General features: G+C 29.0%; 13 protein-coding genes. 6 read left to right on the plus strand and 7 right to left on the minus strand.

Translation table 11 applies throughout. The features are described 5' to 3' along the window. Positions 1-14: 14 nt before the first annotated feature. Positions 15-593 (minus strand): outer membrane beta-barrel protein, encoded by a 579-nt coding sequence (locus ACY2RW_RS08915; protein ID WP_490122372.1) that lies wholly within the window; start codon positions 591-593, stop codon positions 15-17. Positions 594-763: 170 nt separating this feature from the next. Between ACY2RW_RS08915 and mfd the strand changes: the two genes are divergently transcribed. Both mfd and ACY2RW_RS08925 read left to right on the plus strand, forming a co-directional pair. Continuing rightward, positions 764-4,177: a transcription-repair coupling factor gene (mfd, locus tag ACY2RW_RS08920; protein WP_490122373.1), complete on the plus strand. Its 3,414-nt coding sequence runs from the start codon at positions 764-766 to the stop codon at positions 4,175-4,177. A 91-nt stretch (positions 4,178-4,268) separates the two neighbouring features. Next, positions 4,269-5,126, plus strand: a complete 858-nt coding sequence (locus ACY2RW_RS08925) for a DMT family transporter (protein ID WP_490122374.1) — start codon at positions 4,269-4,271, stop codon at positions 5,124-5,126. A gap of 428 nt (positions 5,127-5,554) precedes the next feature. Here the strand turns inward: ACY2RW_RS08925 and ACY2RW_RS08930 are convergent, their stop codons facing one another. Together ACY2RW_RS08930 and dprA are read right to left on the minus strand one after the other, a co-directional pair. Continuing rightward, the gene (locus ACY2RW_RS08930; RefSeq protein ID WP_490122375.1) at positions 5,555-6,622 is read right to left on the minus strand and encodes a hypothetical protein; all 1,068 of its coding nucleotides are present in this window, start codon (positions 6,620-6,622) and stop codon (positions 5,555-5,557) included. 33 nt (positions 6,623-6,655) lie between these two features. Further along, a complete protein-coding gene (gene dprA, locus ACY2RW_RS08935; protein ID WP_490122376.1) occupies positions 6,656-7,756 on the minus strand; it encodes a DNA-processing protein DprA in 1,101 nt (366 codons plus the stop codon). Between the two features lie 94 nt (positions 7,757-7,850). On the opposite strand from dprA, the gene ACY2RW_RS08940 reads away from it, so the two are divergent. The 3 genes from ACY2RW_RS08940 to ACY2RW_RS08950 all read left to right on the plus strand — a co-directional run bounded on the left by ACY2RW_RS08940 (position 7,851) and on the right by ACY2RW_RS08950 (position 9,860). Further along, positions 7,851-8,762 carry an HU domain-containing protein gene (locus tag ACY2RW_RS08940; RefSeq protein ID WP_490122377.1) on the plus strand — a complete coding sequence of 304 codons (912 nt, stop codon included), beginning with the start codon at positions 7,851-7,853 and terminating at the stop codon, positions 8,760-8,762. Between the two features lie 74 nt (positions 8,763-8,836). Beyond that, the gene (locus tag ACY2RW_RS08945) at positions 8,837-9,346 is read left to right on the plus strand and encodes an acyl-CoA thioesterase (protein WP_490122378.1); all 510 of its coding nucleotides are present in this window, start codon (positions 8,837-8,839) and stop codon (positions 9,344-9,346) included. Between the two features lie 10 nt (positions 9,347-9,356). Continuing rightward, positions 9,357-9,860 carry a mechanosensitive ion channel domain-containing protein gene (locus ACY2RW_RS08950; RefSeq protein WP_490122379.1) on the plus strand — a complete coding sequence of 168 codons (504 nt, stop codon included), beginning with the start codon at positions 9,357-9,359 and terminating at the stop codon, positions 9,858-9,860. A gap of 1 nt (position 9,861) precedes the next feature. Here the strand turns inward: ACY2RW_RS08950 and ACY2RW_RS08955 are convergent, their stop codons facing one another. From ACY2RW_RS08955 to ACY2RW_RS08970, 4 genes are read right to left on the minus strand one after another with little or no spacing between them, the layout of a single operon-like run. Beyond that, on the minus strand, positions 9,862-11,097 hold the full coding sequence (locus tag ACY2RW_RS08955; protein ID WP_490122380.1) for a murein hydrolase activator EnvC family protein: 1,236 nt from the start codon (positions 11,095-11,097) through the stop codon (positions 9,862-9,864). After that, the gene (lolB1, locus tag ACY2RW_RS08960; protein ID WP_490122381.1) at positions 11,097-11,870 is read right to left on the minus strand and encodes a lipoprotein insertase outer membrane protein LolB1; all 774 of its coding nucleotides are present in this window, start codon (positions 11,868-11,870) and stop codon (positions 11,097-11,099) included. Before lolB1 ends, ACY2RW_RS08955 begins: the two co-directional genes overlap by 1 nt. A 1-nt stretch (position 11,871) precedes the next feature. After that, positions 11,872-12,855 carry a tetratricopeptide repeat protein gene (locus tag ACY2RW_RS08965; RefSeq protein ID WP_490122382.1) on the minus strand — a complete coding sequence of 328 codons (984 nt, stop codon included), beginning with the start codon at positions 12,853-12,855 and terminating at the stop codon, positions 11,872-11,874. Further along, complete coding sequence (locus ACY2RW_RS08970) at positions 12,856-13,872, minus strand: sugar phosphate nucleotidyltransferase (RefSeq protein ID WP_490122383.1); 1,017 nt, start codon at positions 13,870-13,872, stop codon at positions 12,856-12,858. A gap of 300 nt (positions 13,873-14,172) precedes the next feature. Here ACY2RW_RS08970 and ACY2RW_RS08975 point away from each other — a divergent pair, with 300 nt between their 5' ends. Then, positions 14,173-17,571 carry a GEVED domain-containing protein gene (locus ACY2RW_RS08975; RefSeq protein ID WP_490122384.1) on the plus strand — a complete coding sequence of 1,133 codons (3,399 nt, stop codon included), beginning with the start codon at positions 14,173-14,175 and terminating at the stop codon, positions 17,569-17,571. Positions 17,572-17,605: the final 34 nt, after the last annotated feature.

The raw sequence follows: 17,605 nt of genomic DNA on the forward strand, positions 1-17,605 counted from the left end.
AAAAAAATAAATTACTAGTGTTTAATTTGCCATATTCTTGTTCTCCTAGACAAAGTAGTATCAAAACTAAAACGATATACAACACCTACTGTAAATTGTAAATGAGATCTCATACTCTCAAATCTATTTTCAGAAAACTTATAAATTGCTTGCATATTAATTCCTATTCTATCAGAAATCCAATAGGTGTTTCCTATACCAAAATTTAAAGTAGGCGTATTTTTCCTTTCAGATTTTATAAATGTTCCTCCTATAAAAACATAAGGTTCTAAAAAACCAAATTGTTGCTTAAAATGGTACCTAACTGAACCACCAAAAGAATTATACCTAGCAGAATTTTTAATGACACCTATATTATTAATTGTGTTAAAACCAATCTCAGCATCAACAGAAAAATTATTTTTAAAATGATAAGTTAAGTTAAGCCTAGGTATATGAAATATGTGCTTATCACCTATAAAAGAAGCATTTTTATTATTAAATTTTACAAGTGCTGCACTTACACCTATTTCCCAATCACTTTTAGTTTGAGCATGACATTTACCAACAATAATAATTGTTCCAAAAATCATAAATATTATTACGTTTTTCATATCTAAAAAATTTATTATGATTATTTAAAACGTAATTTTTATTCATTTTTACTGGTTGGGTTTAGTGTAAAAAAACATATTACAAGTATTTTCTGTTATAAAACATAAAAATTAAAGAGTTTTATTCTCTACCTAATTTAAGTCCTATATTTGCATTAAAATAGATTTAGTTGAGTACCCAGAACATTGTAAATCAATACCAAAGATCTGCGAGTGTTTCGCAGATAAATAAAGCACTTCAACAAGATAAAAACCATTTTCAAATATCGAATTTGGTTGGTTCTTCGTTGTCTTTTGTGATATCTGAAACTTTTAAAAAAGCAGACAAACCTTATCTTTTAATTTTTAATGACAAAGAAGAAGCTGCCTATTATTTAAATGATTTAGAACAACTTTTAGGTGATAAAAACGTATTATTTTATCCTGGTTCTTACAGAAGACCTTATCATATTGAAGAAACTGATAATGCAAATGTTTTATTGCGTTCAGAAGTTTTAAATAGGATAAATTCTAGAAAAAAACCTGCTGTAATTGTAACGTATCCAACAGCTTTGTTTGAAAAAGTAGTTACCAAAAAAGAACTTGAAAAAAACACACTAAAAGTTGCTGTTGGCGAAGATTTATCGCTCGATTTTGTAAATGAAGTTCTCTTTGAATACAAATTTAAACGTGTAGATTTTGTTACAGAACCTGGAGATTTTTCTGTTCGTGGAGGAATTATAGATGTTTTTTCTTTTTCGAATGATGAGCCTTACAGAATAGAATTTTTTGGTGATGAAATTGATAGTATTAGAGCTTTTGATGTAGAAACACAGCTGTCTAAAGAGAAACTGAAAAAAGTTTCTATAATGCCCAATGTAGAAAATAAAACTTTACAAGAAAACCGAGAAAGCTTCCTAAAGTACATTTCCTCTAAAACTGTTGTTTTCATAAAAAACATTTCGCTTTTAAAAGGGAGTTTAGATAAATTTTTCCAAAAAGCGGAAGCAGCTTTTCATGATTTATCTAAAGAGATTAATCACGCAAAACCTAGTGAATTATTTTGTGATGGCGATTTTATTAAACAACAATTGAATGATTTTACTTTGGTAAAACTAAGTCCTGCTAGGTTTTCAAAACCTAGTAGGTCTGCAAATGATAATCATACCAACAAGGTTTTTGAAACCTTGCAGGATAATGAAAAGATGCTGAAACAAGTTCAGCATGACATTGAATTCAATGTCAATCCCCAACCTTCATTTAACAAACAATTCAATTTATTAATTGATAACTTAGAAGAATACCACAAAGCAGGTTTTACCAATTATATTTTCTGTGCAAACGATCAACAAGCCAAACGTTTTCATGATATTTTTGATGATTCAGACAAAGAGGTTCATTATGAAACTATCGTTTTTCCTTTGTATCAAGGTTTTGTAGATGTTAATCATAAGATAGTTTGTTATACAGATCATCAAATTTTTGAACGTTATCATAAATTCCGACTAAAAAATGGTTATGCTAAAAAACAAGCCATCACATTACAAGAATTAAATAAACTTGAAATTGGTGATTATGTAACCCACATGGATCATGGAATTGGAAAATTTGGTGGCTTACAAAAAATAGATGTTCAAGGTAAAAAGCAAGAGGCAATTAAATTAGTTTATGGAGAACGTGATATTTTATATGTAAGTATTCACTCGCTTCACAAGATTTCAAAATTTAATGGAAAAGATGGTAAAGCACCTAAAATATATAAATTAGGTTCTGGAGCTTGGAAAAAAATCAAACAAAAAACCAAAGCCAGAGTTAAGCATATTGCCTTTAACTTAATCCAGTTGTATGCAAAAAGAAAACTACAAAAAGGATTTGCTTTTGGCCCAGATACGCACATTCAGCATGAATTGGAAGGGAGTTTTATGTACGAAGATACTCCAGACCAATATACAGCTACACAAGCTGTAAAAAATGATATGGAAAAAGAACAACCTATGGATAGGTTGGTTTGTGGCGATGTTGGTTTTGGAAAAACAGAAGTTGCAGTTAGAGCTGCTTTTAAAGCTGTTGATAATGGCAAACAAGTAGCTATTTTAGTACCCACAACCATTTTGGCTTTTCAGCATTATAAAACGTTTTCTGAAAGATTAAAAAACTTTCCTGTTACCATAGATTATTTAAATAGATTTAGAACTGCAAAACAAAAAACAGCTGCAATAAATGGTGTTAATGATGGTTCTGTAGATATTATTATTGGTACACATCAATTAACAAATCAACGTATAAAATTTAAAAATTTAGGATTATTAATTATTGATGAAGAACAAAAATTTGGAGTTGCTGTAAAAGACAAACTCAAAACTTTAAAGGAAAACGTAGATACATTAACGCTAACTGCAACTCCTATTCCAAGAACGTTACAGTTTAGTTTAATGGCTGCCAGAGATTTATCTGTTATCAAAACACCTCCACCAAACAGACATCCTATAGAAAGTAATGTGATTTGTTTTTCTGAAGAAACGATTAGAGATGCCATTTCTTATGAAATTTCTAGAGGTGGACAGGTTTTCTTTATCCATAATAGAATCGAAAACATTAAAGAAGTTGCTGGCTTGTTGCAAAGATTGGTGCCATCAGCAAAAATTGGTATTGGTCATGGACAAATGGAAGGCAAAAAACTAGAGGAATTAATGCTCGGTTTTATGAATAATGATTTTGATGTTTTGGTATCTACAACTATTGTAGAAAGTGGTTTAGATGTACCCAATGCAAACACCATTTTTATTAATAATGCTAACAATTTTGGGTTGTCTGATTTGCATCAAATGCGAGGTAGAGTTGGACGTTCTAACAAAAAAGCTTTCTGTTATTTCATTACTCCACCTTATCACATGATGACAGATGATGCCAGAAAACGAATTGAAGCCTTGGTTTTGTTTTCTGATTTAGGAAGTGGAATTAACATTGCCATGAAAGATTTAGAAATTCGTGGTGCTGGAGATTTATTAGGTGGTGAGCAAAGTGGTTTCATAAATGATATTGGTTTTGATACCTACCAAAAAATATTGCAAGAAGCCATCGAAGAGCTGAAAGAAAATGAGTTTAAAGATTTATATCCAACAGACAACTCCAAACCAAAAGAATTTGTAAAAGAAGTGACTATTGATACTGATTTTGAAATTTTATTTCCTGATGATTATATCAATTCAATTACAGAAAGATTGGCTTTATACAACAAACTAGGAACTTTAAAAACCGAAGAAGAACTCAAAATTTTTGAAACTGAAATTATTGACAGATTTGGAGAATTCCCAACACAAGTAGAAGATTTACTAGATTCTGTTAGAATAAAATGGTTGGCAAAAGAATTAGGTTTAGAAAAAATTATTCTAAAACAAAAAAGAATGCTGGGTTATTTTGTTTCTGACCAACAAAGCGAATTTTATCAAACAGAAGCTTTTTCTAGAATGTTAAAATATGTACAGCAAAATGGAAAAAGTTGTGTAATGAAAGAAAAACAAACTAAAAACGGACTGCGATTACTCATTACTTTTATTAAAATAGATAGTGTAAAAACAGCTTTGACTGTTTTGCAGAAAATATAAAAAGAATGTCAGGTTGAGCGCAGTTGAAACCTAAAATAAATTTATTCTTTTAAAAACCTCTCGACTGCGCTCGAGGAGACCTCTTTAAAAAATGCAAAACACACATATAAAAAATTTATCAGTACTCCTTTTAGGAACTTTATGCATTAGCACTTCTGGGGTTTTGGGTAAATACATTGCTATGCCAGCAGAAGCTATTATTTTGTGTAGAGCTTTTTTAGCAGCTATTCTAATTGGTGTTTTCTGTAAAATTAAAAACATTAATTTTACAATACAGTCTGCCAAAGACAAACGCTCTTTTTTTATAGGTGGTTTTTTAATGGGCGCACATTGGGTTAGTTATTTTTATGCCTTGAAATTATCTAATGTTGCTTTGGCAATGTTATCTATTTATACTTACCCAATTATAACTGCTTTTTTAGAGCCTTTATTTTCAAAGAAGAAAATAAATAAAGTTCATATTGTTTTGGCTTTATTTGTAATTATTGGAGTCTATCTCTTAGTACCAGAGTTTTCTTTACAAAACAATTATTTTAAAGGAATTTTATTGGCCATTTTATCTGCTTTCTTTTATGCTGTAAGAAACTTAATGGTTAAAGAAGATGTAAAAAAATACAATGGAAGCCTTTTAATGTTTTATCAAATGGTTGTAATAAGTGTTTTGTTAATTCCTACACTATTTTTTAGTGATTTTTCAAATCTAAAAAGTCAGTTACCCTTATTAGTTTTGGTTGCTTTATTAACTACTGCAATTGGACATACATTAATGGTAAATTCTTTAAAGCATTTTTCTGCAACTACAGCCAGTATTATAAGTAGTATTCAACCTATTTTTGGGATAATTATTGCCTATATTTTTGTAAATGAAATTCCTAATTTTAATACATTTATTGGCGGAAGTTTAATTCTATTAACTGTTATTATAGAGAGTTTTAGGAGTAAGAAATAAAATTGAATATCATTTATAAAAATAAAATCGACATTAAAGTTAGAGCACCTCATCTAATCTTAGAAAAAGAAGTGAGAAAATTACTTCAAAAATTACCTCGATTTATTCCTGGAAAACAAAAAAGTAAAGCTGTAAAAACTAAATATAATTTGCCAATTATTTTTGAAGTTAAATAGTTGGTTATATACCTCACAGGTTTTAAAAACCTGTGAGGTATAGTAAATTTTATTACTTATTTTATAATAACAAAATTATCTCTGTAATAAATAAAGTTAGTAAACAAGTTTAGCCCTGGTTGTAATGGCATCCTTTTTATGCTGAACTCGTTTCAGTATCTTTTTTTAAAAAATTAATTCCTTTTACTTTAAAAGATACTGAAATAAATTCAGCACAAATAAAAAGATATAATGGAAAACAGGAAATAGCTTCTAAAACAACTCTTTATTACTAATATCTAAATAGTTACGCTCTACAAATGCTAGAATAGTTTCTAAAACTTCGCCCATATTTTGACATTTTTTAAACTCTACATCACCTACGTAATTAATTAAATCTTGCTTTAGTTGTTCTACGTTTTCTGGACGCGAAATTAAATCGCCTTTCATACACTCAATAAGCCTTGTGGTTCTATTTGGTGATGTAATCATTCTTTTTGCTATAAAAGAACGTTCTTCTATTTTATACTGCTCTATAGAACTGTTTTGCAAGCGTTTACTAACCATTTCTACCATTTTAAAGTTCTCTTTCATAAACTGTAAATTATACACTTTTAGGCTGCCTTCATAAGATTGTTGGTCAAAATCTATGGCTCTAATTTTATACACAATTTTGTCAAAATCATGGATGGGTGTAATTACATAATTGTAAGAACGCATGTCTCCTAACAAACGAATCATACAACGTTCTTTAAACTTTACGAACTCTTTGGCTATTTGAGATTGCTCTGAAGAGGAACATTCTGGAAGTATATTATTGATAAAATCATCGCCAGGAATTCCAGAAATATGTTCTTCTATCAAGGTATCTTTATGTACCAAATAGTTGATATTGTAAGGTGATAATAAGTGCTCTAACTCTAATCCGTAAACCCTAGAAGCATCTGCTTTTTTTACATAAAAATAAGTAAAATTATCATTTAAAATATTTCTAACTTTAATTCTAAATGGTTTCGAATTTCCAAACGTACAGTAATCTATAGCATCTACATTTAAAAACGGAATGGTACTTTCATTACCATCTGAATGTAAAATGGTATATATTTTTTTTAAACTACGGTCTATTTCATTTCTATCCCATTCAGAATAGTAAGTCCTTATCCAAAGTGTATCTTCATCATTTTTGTCATATACAGAAACAGAACCTTGAAAACGCAACAAATCGTTGTATAAAATGCTAATTTTTGTACTTCTTTTATATTTTATTAGAAACTCATTCAAATCTTTATTGATTGGAAAAGTGGGTTTCTTTTTAGAAATTAATTTTTGATTTGTTGACATTTTATACTGAATATCCTACAAAAATAAGCATATTTAGACGATTTCGAACGTCTTTCCTGGCAAAGGTTTTAGAACTCCTTTCATTTCCATTTGTAATAAAATGGATGACAATTTAAAAATAGGAATATTACATTCTAAAGCAATAACATCTAATAATTGTTGCCCTTTTTTGTGCAATAAATCATATATTTTTTGTTCGTTTTCATTCAGTTCTACAAACAGTTGTTTTTGAATAGGTTTGGGTTTTTCTTGAATGTCCCAATTTAGCATTTTTACAATATCTGATGCAGAACTTAACAAATGTGCTTTGTTATTTTTAATTAAATTATTACAACCTCTACTATAAATATCTGTGGTTCTTCCAGGCACTGCAAACACATCTTTATTATAAGAATTAGCAATATCTGCTGTTACTAAAGAACCGCCTTTTGCTGCAGATTCTATAATAATGGTTGCTTTAGAAATTCCTGCAACAATTCTATTTCGTTTTAAAAAATTTTCTCTAAGTGGTTGCTCTCCACTCCAAAATTCGGTTAAAAAGCCTCCATTTTCATTAAGCTGATTTATGTATTTCTTATGAACTTTTGGGTAAATTTGCTCAAAACCATGAGCCAATACAGCTACAGTTTGTAATTTGTTTTCTATCGCAGCTTTGTGTGCACAAATATCAACTCCATAAGCAAAACCACTTACAATTATTGGGTTGTATTCTGCTAATTCTTCTATTAATTGATTGCAAAAATTACGCCCATAAGAACTGATGTTTCTTGTACCTACAATAGAAATGATTTTATTGTTCGATAAATCGATATTTCCATCTTTAAATAATAAAATTGGGCTGTCTATACATTGCTGAAGATTTTCAGGGTAATCATTCTCTAAAAAATAAGAATATGCAATATCATTGTCTTTTATGTATTTTAATTCTTCTTCTGCAAACTGTATGTTTTTAGGGTCAGAAAGGTGTTTTAAAACGTGTGCACCAATTCCGTTTATTTTTGATAACAAAGCAGGTTTTTCTTTAAAAACTTGTACTACATCACCAACATTTACAATCAATTTTTTGGCTAAAATATCGCCAATGGCTTTGCATCTTTGCATTCTTAAAACAGCAAGTAATTTCTCTTCTTTCAAAAGTTAACAATTTGAATACCAATATATAAAAAATTGTTGATAATTTTTGTGTAAATAATTTTAGAAAATCATTAAAATTTCTAATTTTGTTATAATGATAATAGCAAGATACATCAATGATTTATTATACAGATACGACTGTGTAATTGTACCTGACTTTGGAGGATTTGTAACCAATAGAATTGGTGCAAAATTAGATAATTCTTCTCACACATTTTATCCGCCAACAAAACAGATTGCATTTAATAGTCATTTAAAACATAATGATGGTTTGTTAGCAAATTATATTGCTGCTTCAGAAAGTATTTCTTTCGAAAAAGCTTCTACTGCTATCTCTTTGTCTGTTATTAAATGGAGAAACGAAATTAAATCTTCATCTATAAAAATTGATAATTTAGGTTTTTTATCTTTAAATGAAGAAAAACAAATAGTTTTTGAGCCCAATAATAAAGTTAATTATTTAACAACATCTTTTGGTTTATCTTCTTTTGAATCTTCTGAAATTTCTAGATACAAACAACAAGTAAAACCTTTAATTCCTGTTGTAGAAAAAGAAACCAAAAAAGGAGTGCCTGCTTTTATTAAATATGCTGCAACTGCTGCTATTTTATTAACATTAGGTTTTGCTGGTTATAATGGTTATGAAAATAACAAGCAAAAAGAGGTTTTAGCAAACCAAGAAAAAGCATTAGAAAGAAAGATACAAAAAGCGACTTTTGTTATTTCTAATCCTTTGCCAACTATCAATTTAAATGTAGAAAAAGAAACTCCAAAATTGTATCATATTGTTGCTGGTGCATTTCAATTTCCAGAAAATGCTTCAAAAAAGGTAAAACAATTAAAAGCTAAAGGTTTTGATGCTAAAATTATCGGCGTTAATAAATGGGGCTTAACTCAAGTTATTTTTAACAGCTATTCAGATAGAAATAAAGCAACTAATAGTTTGTATAAAATACAAGATACTGTTTCTAAAGATGCTTGGTTGTTAATTAAAAAGTTAAAATAATTAAACTTTACTTCTGCTTTTTTTACATCACTTTTAAATAAGTGATTGCTATCTTTGCAAAAAATATTTTTTTGATGGAAGCAAAAACTCCTAAAGAATCTTTAACAACACTTACAGATTTAGTTTTACCTGGCGAAACCAATTATTTAGACAATCTTTTTGGTGGTGAATTATTAGCAAGAATGGACAGGGCTTGTAGTATTGCTGCTAGAAGACATTCTAGAAGAATTGTAGTTACTGCCTCTGTAAACCACGTGGCTTTTAACAAATCAATTCCTGTAGGAAGTGTAGTTACTATAGAAGCAAAAGTTTCTCGTGCATTTAAATCTTCTATGGAAATTTATGTAGACGTTTGGATAGAGGATAGACAATCTAGGTCTAGAACTAAAGTTAATGAGGGTATTTATACTTTTGTGGCTGTAGATGAAACTGGAAGACCTGTTTTAATTCCGCAAATTACTCCAGAAACTGACTTAGAAAAAGAACGTTTTGATGGTGCTTTAAGGCGTAAGCAATTAAGTTTAGTTTTGGCTGGAAAGTTAAAACCAGAAGATGCAACTGCTTTAAAAGCTTTATTTAATTAAAATAATACTTATGGAATTTTACAATAACAAAATTATTCTTACAGTAGCAATACTTGTTATTGCGTTTTTTATGCGTTGGTTAATTACAAACTCTTTAAAGAAAATTCAGTTAAAGTTTGGTTTTCAAAAATCTAGAATATTAGTTACCAACAAAATAATAACCATACTTATTTATATGACTGTAATTGTTTTTGTCTCTTTTATTTGGGGTGTAGATGAAAAGCAATTATTGGTATATATCTCTTCTTTTTTAACCATTTTAGGAATTGCTTTTTTTGCACAATGGTCTATTCTTTCTAATATAACTGCTGGTTTAATTCTATTTATTAATTATCCTGTAAAAATTGGTGACACAATTACCATTTTAGAAAAAGACAATGATACAACTGGACAAATTAGAGATATTGGTGCCTTTTTTATTACTTTAAAAACAAAAAAAGGAGAACTTATTACACTGCCTAATGCTATTATTTTGCAAAAAAACATCAAATATTATCCACAACCTGTAGATTAATTTACCTCTTTAAAAGCCAAGAAGAAGGATTTAATTTTACCGTATTTTTATAAAGTACAAATACTAATTTTGTTTTACCAGAAACTTTATCTGTAAAAATATGTCCAATATTTTGTCCTGTTTTAATTACATCACCTTTTTTAACAAACACCTCATCTAAATTATTATAACTAGACAAGTAATTACCATGTTTAATAATTACCGTTTTTCTTCCTTCTGCACCAATTAAAATATTTAAAACTTCGCCATTAAAAATAGCTTCTGCATTGTTTCCTTTTTTGGTCACAAAATGCAAACCTGTACTATTTATTGTAATCCCAGGAAAAGTTGGGTGAGGTTGTTTACCAAACCTTCTTACAATAATACTTTCTTTAACTGGCCAAGGTAATTTACCTTTGTTTAATTCGAATTTTACAGCTAAAGCTTTAGCTTCTGGGCTAAGAATAAATTCATTTTTTTTAGAAGTTTTTGGCTTTATTTTTAGCTTTGCTTTGGCAATTCTGTTGGCTCTTGCAATTTCATCTCTAATAATTTTATCAATTCTTTGCGATACTTTTTTTTCTTCTTTAATTTTTTTACGAAGCTCTCTTTTGTACTTATTTTCTTTATTTTTTATTGCAGAAATTAATTTTTCTTTACGTTTTTTATCTGTTTCTATTTGCTCTTTTTGCTCTTTTTCATTTAAAATTAAAGTATCTTTAATTTGTTTTTGGTACAACAATGAGTCATTAAATTTTTTAATAACGTTGGTTTGTACAATAATTTCTTCTCCCTGTTTTTTTCTAAAAGAAGTGTATTGTTTCATATACTCTAGCCTTTTATAAGCTTGATGAAAGTTTTTAGAAGATAACAAAAACATTGTTTTGCTTTGTTGCGATTTGCTTTTGTATGATTTAAAAATAATTGCAGCATAATCTTTCTTTAAATTATCTAAGTTTTTTTTAAGATCCTTTAAACTCTTTTCATTTTTTGCAATTTCTTTTAAAATTAATTTTTTCTCAGAATTTATGGTAGTAATTAACTTATCTCTAACGCTAATTTTTTTGTTGATGTCTGTTAAATCTTCTAGTGCATTTTTTTCTTTCTTCTTTTCTTTAAAAAGTAAATTATTAATTTCTCTAATCTCTTTTTTATATTTTAAACGCTGTGCTTCTAGCTGTTTTCTTGTTTGTGTAAAACTAGAAAATGCTACAGAAAAAAGAAGAAATAATGATATGTAAAGCCTTTTATATAACACTATAATTTAATTTGCTTATATCCTTTTGGGATAGAAAAATCAGTATTAAAATCAGAGTTAAAAGTTACAGATTTTACTACAAAATCGATATTTGTATACTTATTAGGTTGTTTTGCTTTTATTTTTATTTCTGACGGAAAAATTTCATCATCAATTAAATTGTAAGAAGGATAAAAAATATCTAAACGTTGGTTTTTTATAGAATTTACAAGAGATTGTTTATCTAATTTAAAATGAGATGGATTTACTGTAAAGAAAATATCGAATAAATTAATTTGTTTTTCTGGTGATAAAACATACGAATTATCTATAATTTCTACAACCTGTTTTTCTTTTTTTACGTTTAATATTGCTTGTCCTAATAATAAGTTTTGGAGTTGCTCAAAATTAATATCTGTACCCAATAGCTTTTTTAGCATCGAAAAATCTCCCTCAAAATATTTTTTTTCTAATGGAGAATAAAAACTTACTTTTTCTGGAGTAATTTTTGCTTTAAAAATATTGATAAACTTTGTACCCTTTAACCAAATTACTTTGTCTTTTATCATTCTTAAACTCACAGAAAAACTTTGATTTAATTTACCATTATCAAAATTTGCTTTCAGTTTAGCTTCTATATTTTTTTTATCAAAATTTGCAGCAATATGTTTTCTTGCTACTTTTTTAGCAGACATTTCTTTGGTAATTTCTGTTGATGTGCTCATTATGTTTTTTTTTGTTTTACAAGAAGTAAACACAATAGCAAAAACGATAAAATATTTTATAAATTTCATTCTAACTTTTTATTTTTTTAGCTTTCTCTGAGTATTTTTTTGCCTCTTTTAAGTTTCCTAAACCATTATAGGCTTTTGCTATTTCTTTGTAAAAATCTACTTCCATTTCATCATCAATTACAAAATCAATACCATTTTTTAAACTATTTAACGCTTTTTTATAATTTTTCTTATTATTTAAGGCTTTTCCATTCATTAAATAAACAAAAGGTTGTGCAGGAAAAAGTGCAATTCCTTCTTTACTATACTTTAAAAGAGTATTGGCTTCTGTTTTGTACTTATTTAATAATTGTTCTAAAATTACATAGGCTTTATTGGTTTTGAATTGATTTTCTAAACTATTAGAATTTGGTTCTTTTTCTTTAGAATTGGTAGTATTTTTATTTTTTCTACTTTCAAGACCTTTTTTAATTCTTTGCAATCTTGCAGATAAACTATTTTCTTTTTCTAGATCATATATTAAAAAAAGAGCTTTGTCATAATTTTTATTTTGTAAGTACAATCTTACCAAGAAAGAACGCTCTTTTGGATTTTTCTCAATTATTTTTTGCTGTACTTTTATTGCTTCAGAAAAATTTTTATCTCTAATATAAATTTTAACCAAGTGTTTTAGCATCCATATATTTTCTGGGTCTTTTGCCAAAGCTCTGTCTATATATTCTTTTGCTAAAAGTGTTTTATTTAAAAACAAATAGTTTTTAGAAAATTCATAAAAAACAGAGACATCATTAGATAATATTTGATTACAACTTTCTAAATTTTCTATAGCTCTTTGGTAATTTCCTATAGATTTTTCTGAAAGTGCTTTAAAAAAAAACTGTTGGAATTTTAATTCCTTTTCTTCTGTTAAGTCTTTAGCTTCTGGAATGCTATCTTGTGTGTAAGACCTTAAAGAGAAAAGAATAAAGAAAATAGAGAAGAGAGCATATTTTGTATAAATAGCTCTCTTTTTTTTCTGTTCTATGTTCTTAAAAAGTTTAATCATTTATGTTAGTTCAGTGTAATCGCCAATACTTACAGAGGTAAATTTACCATTATATTTTGCATGGCTACCAATCATAGCATTGTTTAAATTTGCGTTAGAGATTTTTACATTTGTTTGAATTAAAGAATTAACAATTGTAGAATCTGTCACAACACTATTTGCTCCTAAAGACACATAAGGCCCTATTTTTGTGTTTTTTAAAACTACATTTTCTCCAATAAAACAAGGTTGAATAATCTCTGAATTTTCTAAAACAACATCTTTAGAAACTAAATTATTTCCTGCCTCTTTTTCAAAACCCAAAACTTGCTTATTAGTATCTACAGTTGGGTCTTTTTTACCACAGTCCATCCAAGCATTTACAGTTCCTGGAATAAATTTGGCTCCTTGTTGTTTTAAAGATTCTAATACATTTGTTAATTGATATTCTCCATTTTCTTTCAAATCATTATCAATTAAATACTGAATTTCTTCACGCACCTTATCACCATCTTTAAAATAATAAATACCAATAATTGCTAAATCTGACACGAAATCCTTTGGTTTTTCGACAAAATCAGAAATATAACCATCATTTAATTTTACCACTCCAAAAGCACTAGGATCTTCTACTTTCTTTACCCAAATTGCACCATCTGCATTTGCATCTAACTTAAAATCTGCTTTAAATAAAGTATCTGCAAAAGCAACTACACAAGGACCGTTTAAAGATTCTTTAGCACAATATATTGCGTGTGCTGTTCCTAAAGCTTCATTTTGCACATACACAGAACCTTTTGCCCCTAATTCTTCTGCAATTTTTATTAATTTTTCTGATGTATTTGTAGGAAAACCTTTTGCAGTGGGTCCAATTATAAAAGCTATTTCTTCTATTTTTTGGTTTACAACCGAAGTTATATCTTCTACTAAACGTTGTACAATTGGTTTTCCTGCAATTACAGTTAAGGGTTTAGGTACAGTTAAAGTATGAGGTCTTAATCGAGACCCAATTCCAGCCATTGGCACTATTATTTTCATATTCTTCTTTTATCAAAATTAAAGACGCAATATACTATTAATTGAGGGATGTAAAAAGAGAGAGTCTAGTTTTACTTTTTATTCTCCTCACTGAAAACAGTGAGAAAACTCACTGTTTTCAGTGAGGAAAAAATTTCACTGTTTTCAGTGATTGACATATTCATAATTATACTATATGTTTGCAAAGAATAATGTAAATATTTATGAAATTTTAACTAAAAAATAAATCTTTTACAATTATTTATTAAAATTTTTGAAATTTTAATTTAATCTATTATTAACTTAAATCATTAAAAAAGAATGAAACACAAGTACTTATTAATTAGACTTTTGCTTATTGGAGGTTTCCTCGGATTTACTTTTCAGACAAATGCGCAAAATGAAAGACAAAAAGAAGAAATACTTCAAGAATATGATCTTGAAAAACTTGAAACCCTAAAAAAAAGTTTTCAAAAAAGAAGCGCTTCAGAAAAAAAAGAAGCTTTAAAAATTGCAAAACAAAAAGGTTGGAAGACTAAATTTTCTACAAAAGACGGTCGTTTATTAGAGTTACAAAAAGTTGTTAACGGAAAACCTATTTATTATACAACCTTTAATGTTGATGCAGCAAAATCTACTAGAACAAATCATTTACACTCAGGAGGATCATTAGGTTTAAACTTAATGGGACAAGGAATGACTGCTTATGTTTGGGATGGTGGTATTGCTAGAGCTTCTCATCAAGAATATGATGGTTCTGGAGGTAATAATCGTTTTTCTGTATATGATGGAAGTTCTTCTTTAAACTTTCATGCTGCCCATGTAACTGGAACTATTATGGCTTCTGGAGTTCAACCAAATGCTAAAGGTATGGCTCCACACTCTAAAGTAAGAGGTAGTGATTGGAATAGTGATACTGCAGAAGCTACTACAGCAGCTTCAAACGGAATGTTAGTTTCGAATCATTCTTATGGATTTGCAACTAGAAACCAACAAGGACAAGTACAAATACCACAACATTATTTTGGTGGTTACATTACTACTTCTAGAGATTGGGATAACATCATGTTTAACGCTCCAAACTATTTAATGGTTGTTGCTGCTGGTAATGATGGAAATGATAATACTGCTAACAATAATCCTACAGGAGGAGCAGGTTTTGACAAATTAACAGGGCACTCTACTTCTAAAAACAACTTAGTGGTTGCAAATGCACAAGATGCAAATATTGATGCAAACGGAAATTTAGTTTCTGTTTCTATTAATAGTTCAAGTAGTGAAGGTCCTACAGATGATTTTAGAATTAAACCAGATATTACTGGTAATGGAACAGGAGTATACTCTACTTATGCAAGTAGTGATACAGCATACAATTCTATTACTGGTACATCAATGGCATCTCCAAATGTTACAGGTTCTTTATTATTGCTACAACAACACTATAAAAATTTAAATAACAATAGCTTTATGAAAGCTGCTACTTTAAAAGGTTTGGCTTTACATACTGCAGATGATGCTGGTGTAAATGGTCCAGATGCAGTTTTTGGCTGGGGATTGTTAAATACCAAAAAAGCTGCTGAAACTATTACTAAAAAAGGAAATCAAGCTAAAATAGAAGAATTAACATTAACCTCTGGTCAATCATACACTATTAATGTAGATTCTGATGGAACTAGTCCTTTATTAGCTTCTATTTCTTGGACAGATAGACCAGGTACAGCAAATACAACTGTTAATTCTACTACACCAGTTTTAGTAAACGATTTAGACATTAGAGTTTCTAAATCTGGCACTACATATTTACCTTATGAATTAACTGGAGCAACTACAAATGCAAAAAGAGATAATAACGTAGATCCTTTTGAAAGAGTAGATGTTGCAAATGCATCAGGAACATATACAATTACAGTTACTCACAAAGGAACTTTAACAGGAGGTAGTCAAAATTATTCTTTAATTGTAACAGGAATTACTGGAGCTCCAATAGTTTGTAATGCAACAGTTCCAACAGGAGTTGGTAGTACTAATGTTACTTCTTCAAGCGCATCTATAAATTGGTCTGCTGTAACAAATGCAACTTATGATGTTAGATATAAAGCAATATCTTCATCTTCTTGGACTACAAATGCTGTTACAACAACTTCTACAGTATTAAATGGTTTAGCAGCTTCAACTACTTACGAGGTTCAAGTAAGAAGCAAATGTGCTAGCGGAAATTCTAATTATAGTTCCTCTATAAACTTTACAACTCCTGCTGTTCAGGTAAGTTACTGTACATCAACTGGAAACACCTCTTATGCAACAGGAATAACAAGAGTTGTATTTGGTAGCATAAATAATGCAGATGGACCTGCAAAAAATGTAGGTTATGAAGATTTTACAAGTTTAAGTACTACAGTAAATCAATCTGCATCAGAAAACCTTACTGTAAGTGTAAACACTGATGGTAATTATAGAGTAGATGCTTTTGCTTGGATAGACTGGAATCAAGATGGCGATTTTACAGATAGTGGAGAAGCTTACGATTTAGGAAATATAAGTAACGTATCTAATGGTGCTCTACCAGTAAAAGCAATTTCAATTCCTTCTAATGCAAAATTAGGGAATACTAGAATGAGAGTATCTGCAAGATATAATGCAAACCCAACTTCTTGTTTAACAAATTTTGATGGTGAAGTAGAAGATTATACAATAAATGTTACTGCTACAACTGCAGACACAACTCCACCAACTGCACCAAGCAGTTTAGTTACTTCTAATGTTGCACAAACTACTTTAACTTTAAATTGGTCTGCATCTACAGATAATGTTGCAGTTACTGGATATGATGTTTACCAAGGAGCCACAAAATTAGGAAGTACTGCAAACACTTCTGTTAATATTACTGGATTAACAGCTGCAACAGCATATTCTTTTTCTGTAAAAGCAAAAGATGCTGCTGGTAATGTATCTACTTCTAGTAATGTTGTAAATGTTACCACTTTACAAAATGCGGTTTCTTACTGTGCATCTAAAGGATCTAGAGTTACTTATGAATGGATAGATTATGTATCTTTTGGTGGTATGACAAATTCTACTGGCGCAAATGGAGGTTATGGAGATTTTACATCAAAAGTTGCGAATGTTGCTAGAGGAAGTGTAAATCAATTGGTAGTAAGTGCTGGTTTTGCAAGTACAGCTTATAATGAGCATTTTACAGTTTGGATTGATTATAATAATGATGGAGACTTTACAGATAGTGGAGAAAAAATCGTTACTGGTAATTCTAGTAGTTCAGGAAACAGAACTGCAAACATTACAATTCCTTCTAATGCAACTTTAGGTCAAACAAGAATGCGTGTTTCTATGAAATACAATGCTGCATCAACTTCTTGTGAGTCTTTTGGAGATGGTGAAGTAGAAGATTATACCGTAAATATTACCTCTTCTTCTTCTAATTTAAATACTATTTTTGCTAGTGCTACAGGAGAAAGAATTACAAATAAGCAAGTTTTAGATTTAGTTGCTTTTCCAAACCCTGCAGAAAACTTTATTCAAGTTAAATTAAACTCTAAAGCAGACAATTTAACTTACAAAATTTTAAATATGCTAGGACAAGTTGTTAAAAAAGGAAGTTTAAACAAAAACAACATTAATGTTTCGACTTTTAAATCTGGTATTTATCTTTTAGAAGTTTATGATGGTCAGAAATCAATAAAAACTAAAATTATTAAAAAGTAATTTTTATTTAGTTAACAATAGTAGGTCTTAATAA

Source organism: Polaribacter sp. 2305UL8-11, assembly GCF_058147165.1.

Coding starts and splice junctions, on each gene's coding strand:
- ACY2RW_RS08915 (WP_490122372.1), bottom strand. CDS start 593: ATGAAAAACGTAATAATATTTATGATTTTTGGAACAATTATTATTGTT.
- ACY2RW_RS08925 (WP_490122374.1), top strand. CDS start 4,269: ATGCAAAACACACATATAAAAAATTTATCAGTACTCCTTTTAGGAACT.
- ACY2RW_RS08930 (WP_490122375.1), bottom strand. CDS start 6,622: ATGTCAACAAATCAAAAATTAATTTCTAAAAAGAAACCCACTTTTCCA.
- ACY2RW_RS08940 (WP_490122377.1), top strand. CDS start 7,851: ATGATAATAGCAAGATACATCAATGATTTATTATACAGATACGACTGT.
- ACY2RW_RS08945 (WP_490122378.1), top strand. CDS start 8,837: ATGGAAGCAAAAACTCCTAAAGAATCTTTAACAACACTTACAGATTTA.
- ACY2RW_RS08950 (WP_490122379.1), top strand. CDS start 9,357: ATGGAATTTTACAATAACAAAATTATTCTTACAGTAGCAATACTTGTT.
- lolB1 (WP_490122381.1), bottom strand. CDS start 11,870: ATGAAATTTATAAAATATTTTATCGTTTTTGCTATTGTGTTTACTTCT.
- ACY2RW_RS08965 (WP_490122382.1), bottom strand. CDS start 12,855: ATGATTAAACTTTTTAAGAACATAGAACAGAAAAAAAAGAGAGCTATT.
- ACY2RW_RS08970 (WP_490122383.1), bottom strand. CDS start 13,872: ATGAAAATAATAGTGCCAATGGCTGGAATTGGGTCTCGATTAAGACCT.
- ACY2RW_RS08975 (WP_490122384.1), top strand. CDS start 14,173: ATGAAACACAAGTACTTATTAATTAGACTTTTGCTTATTGGAGGTTTC.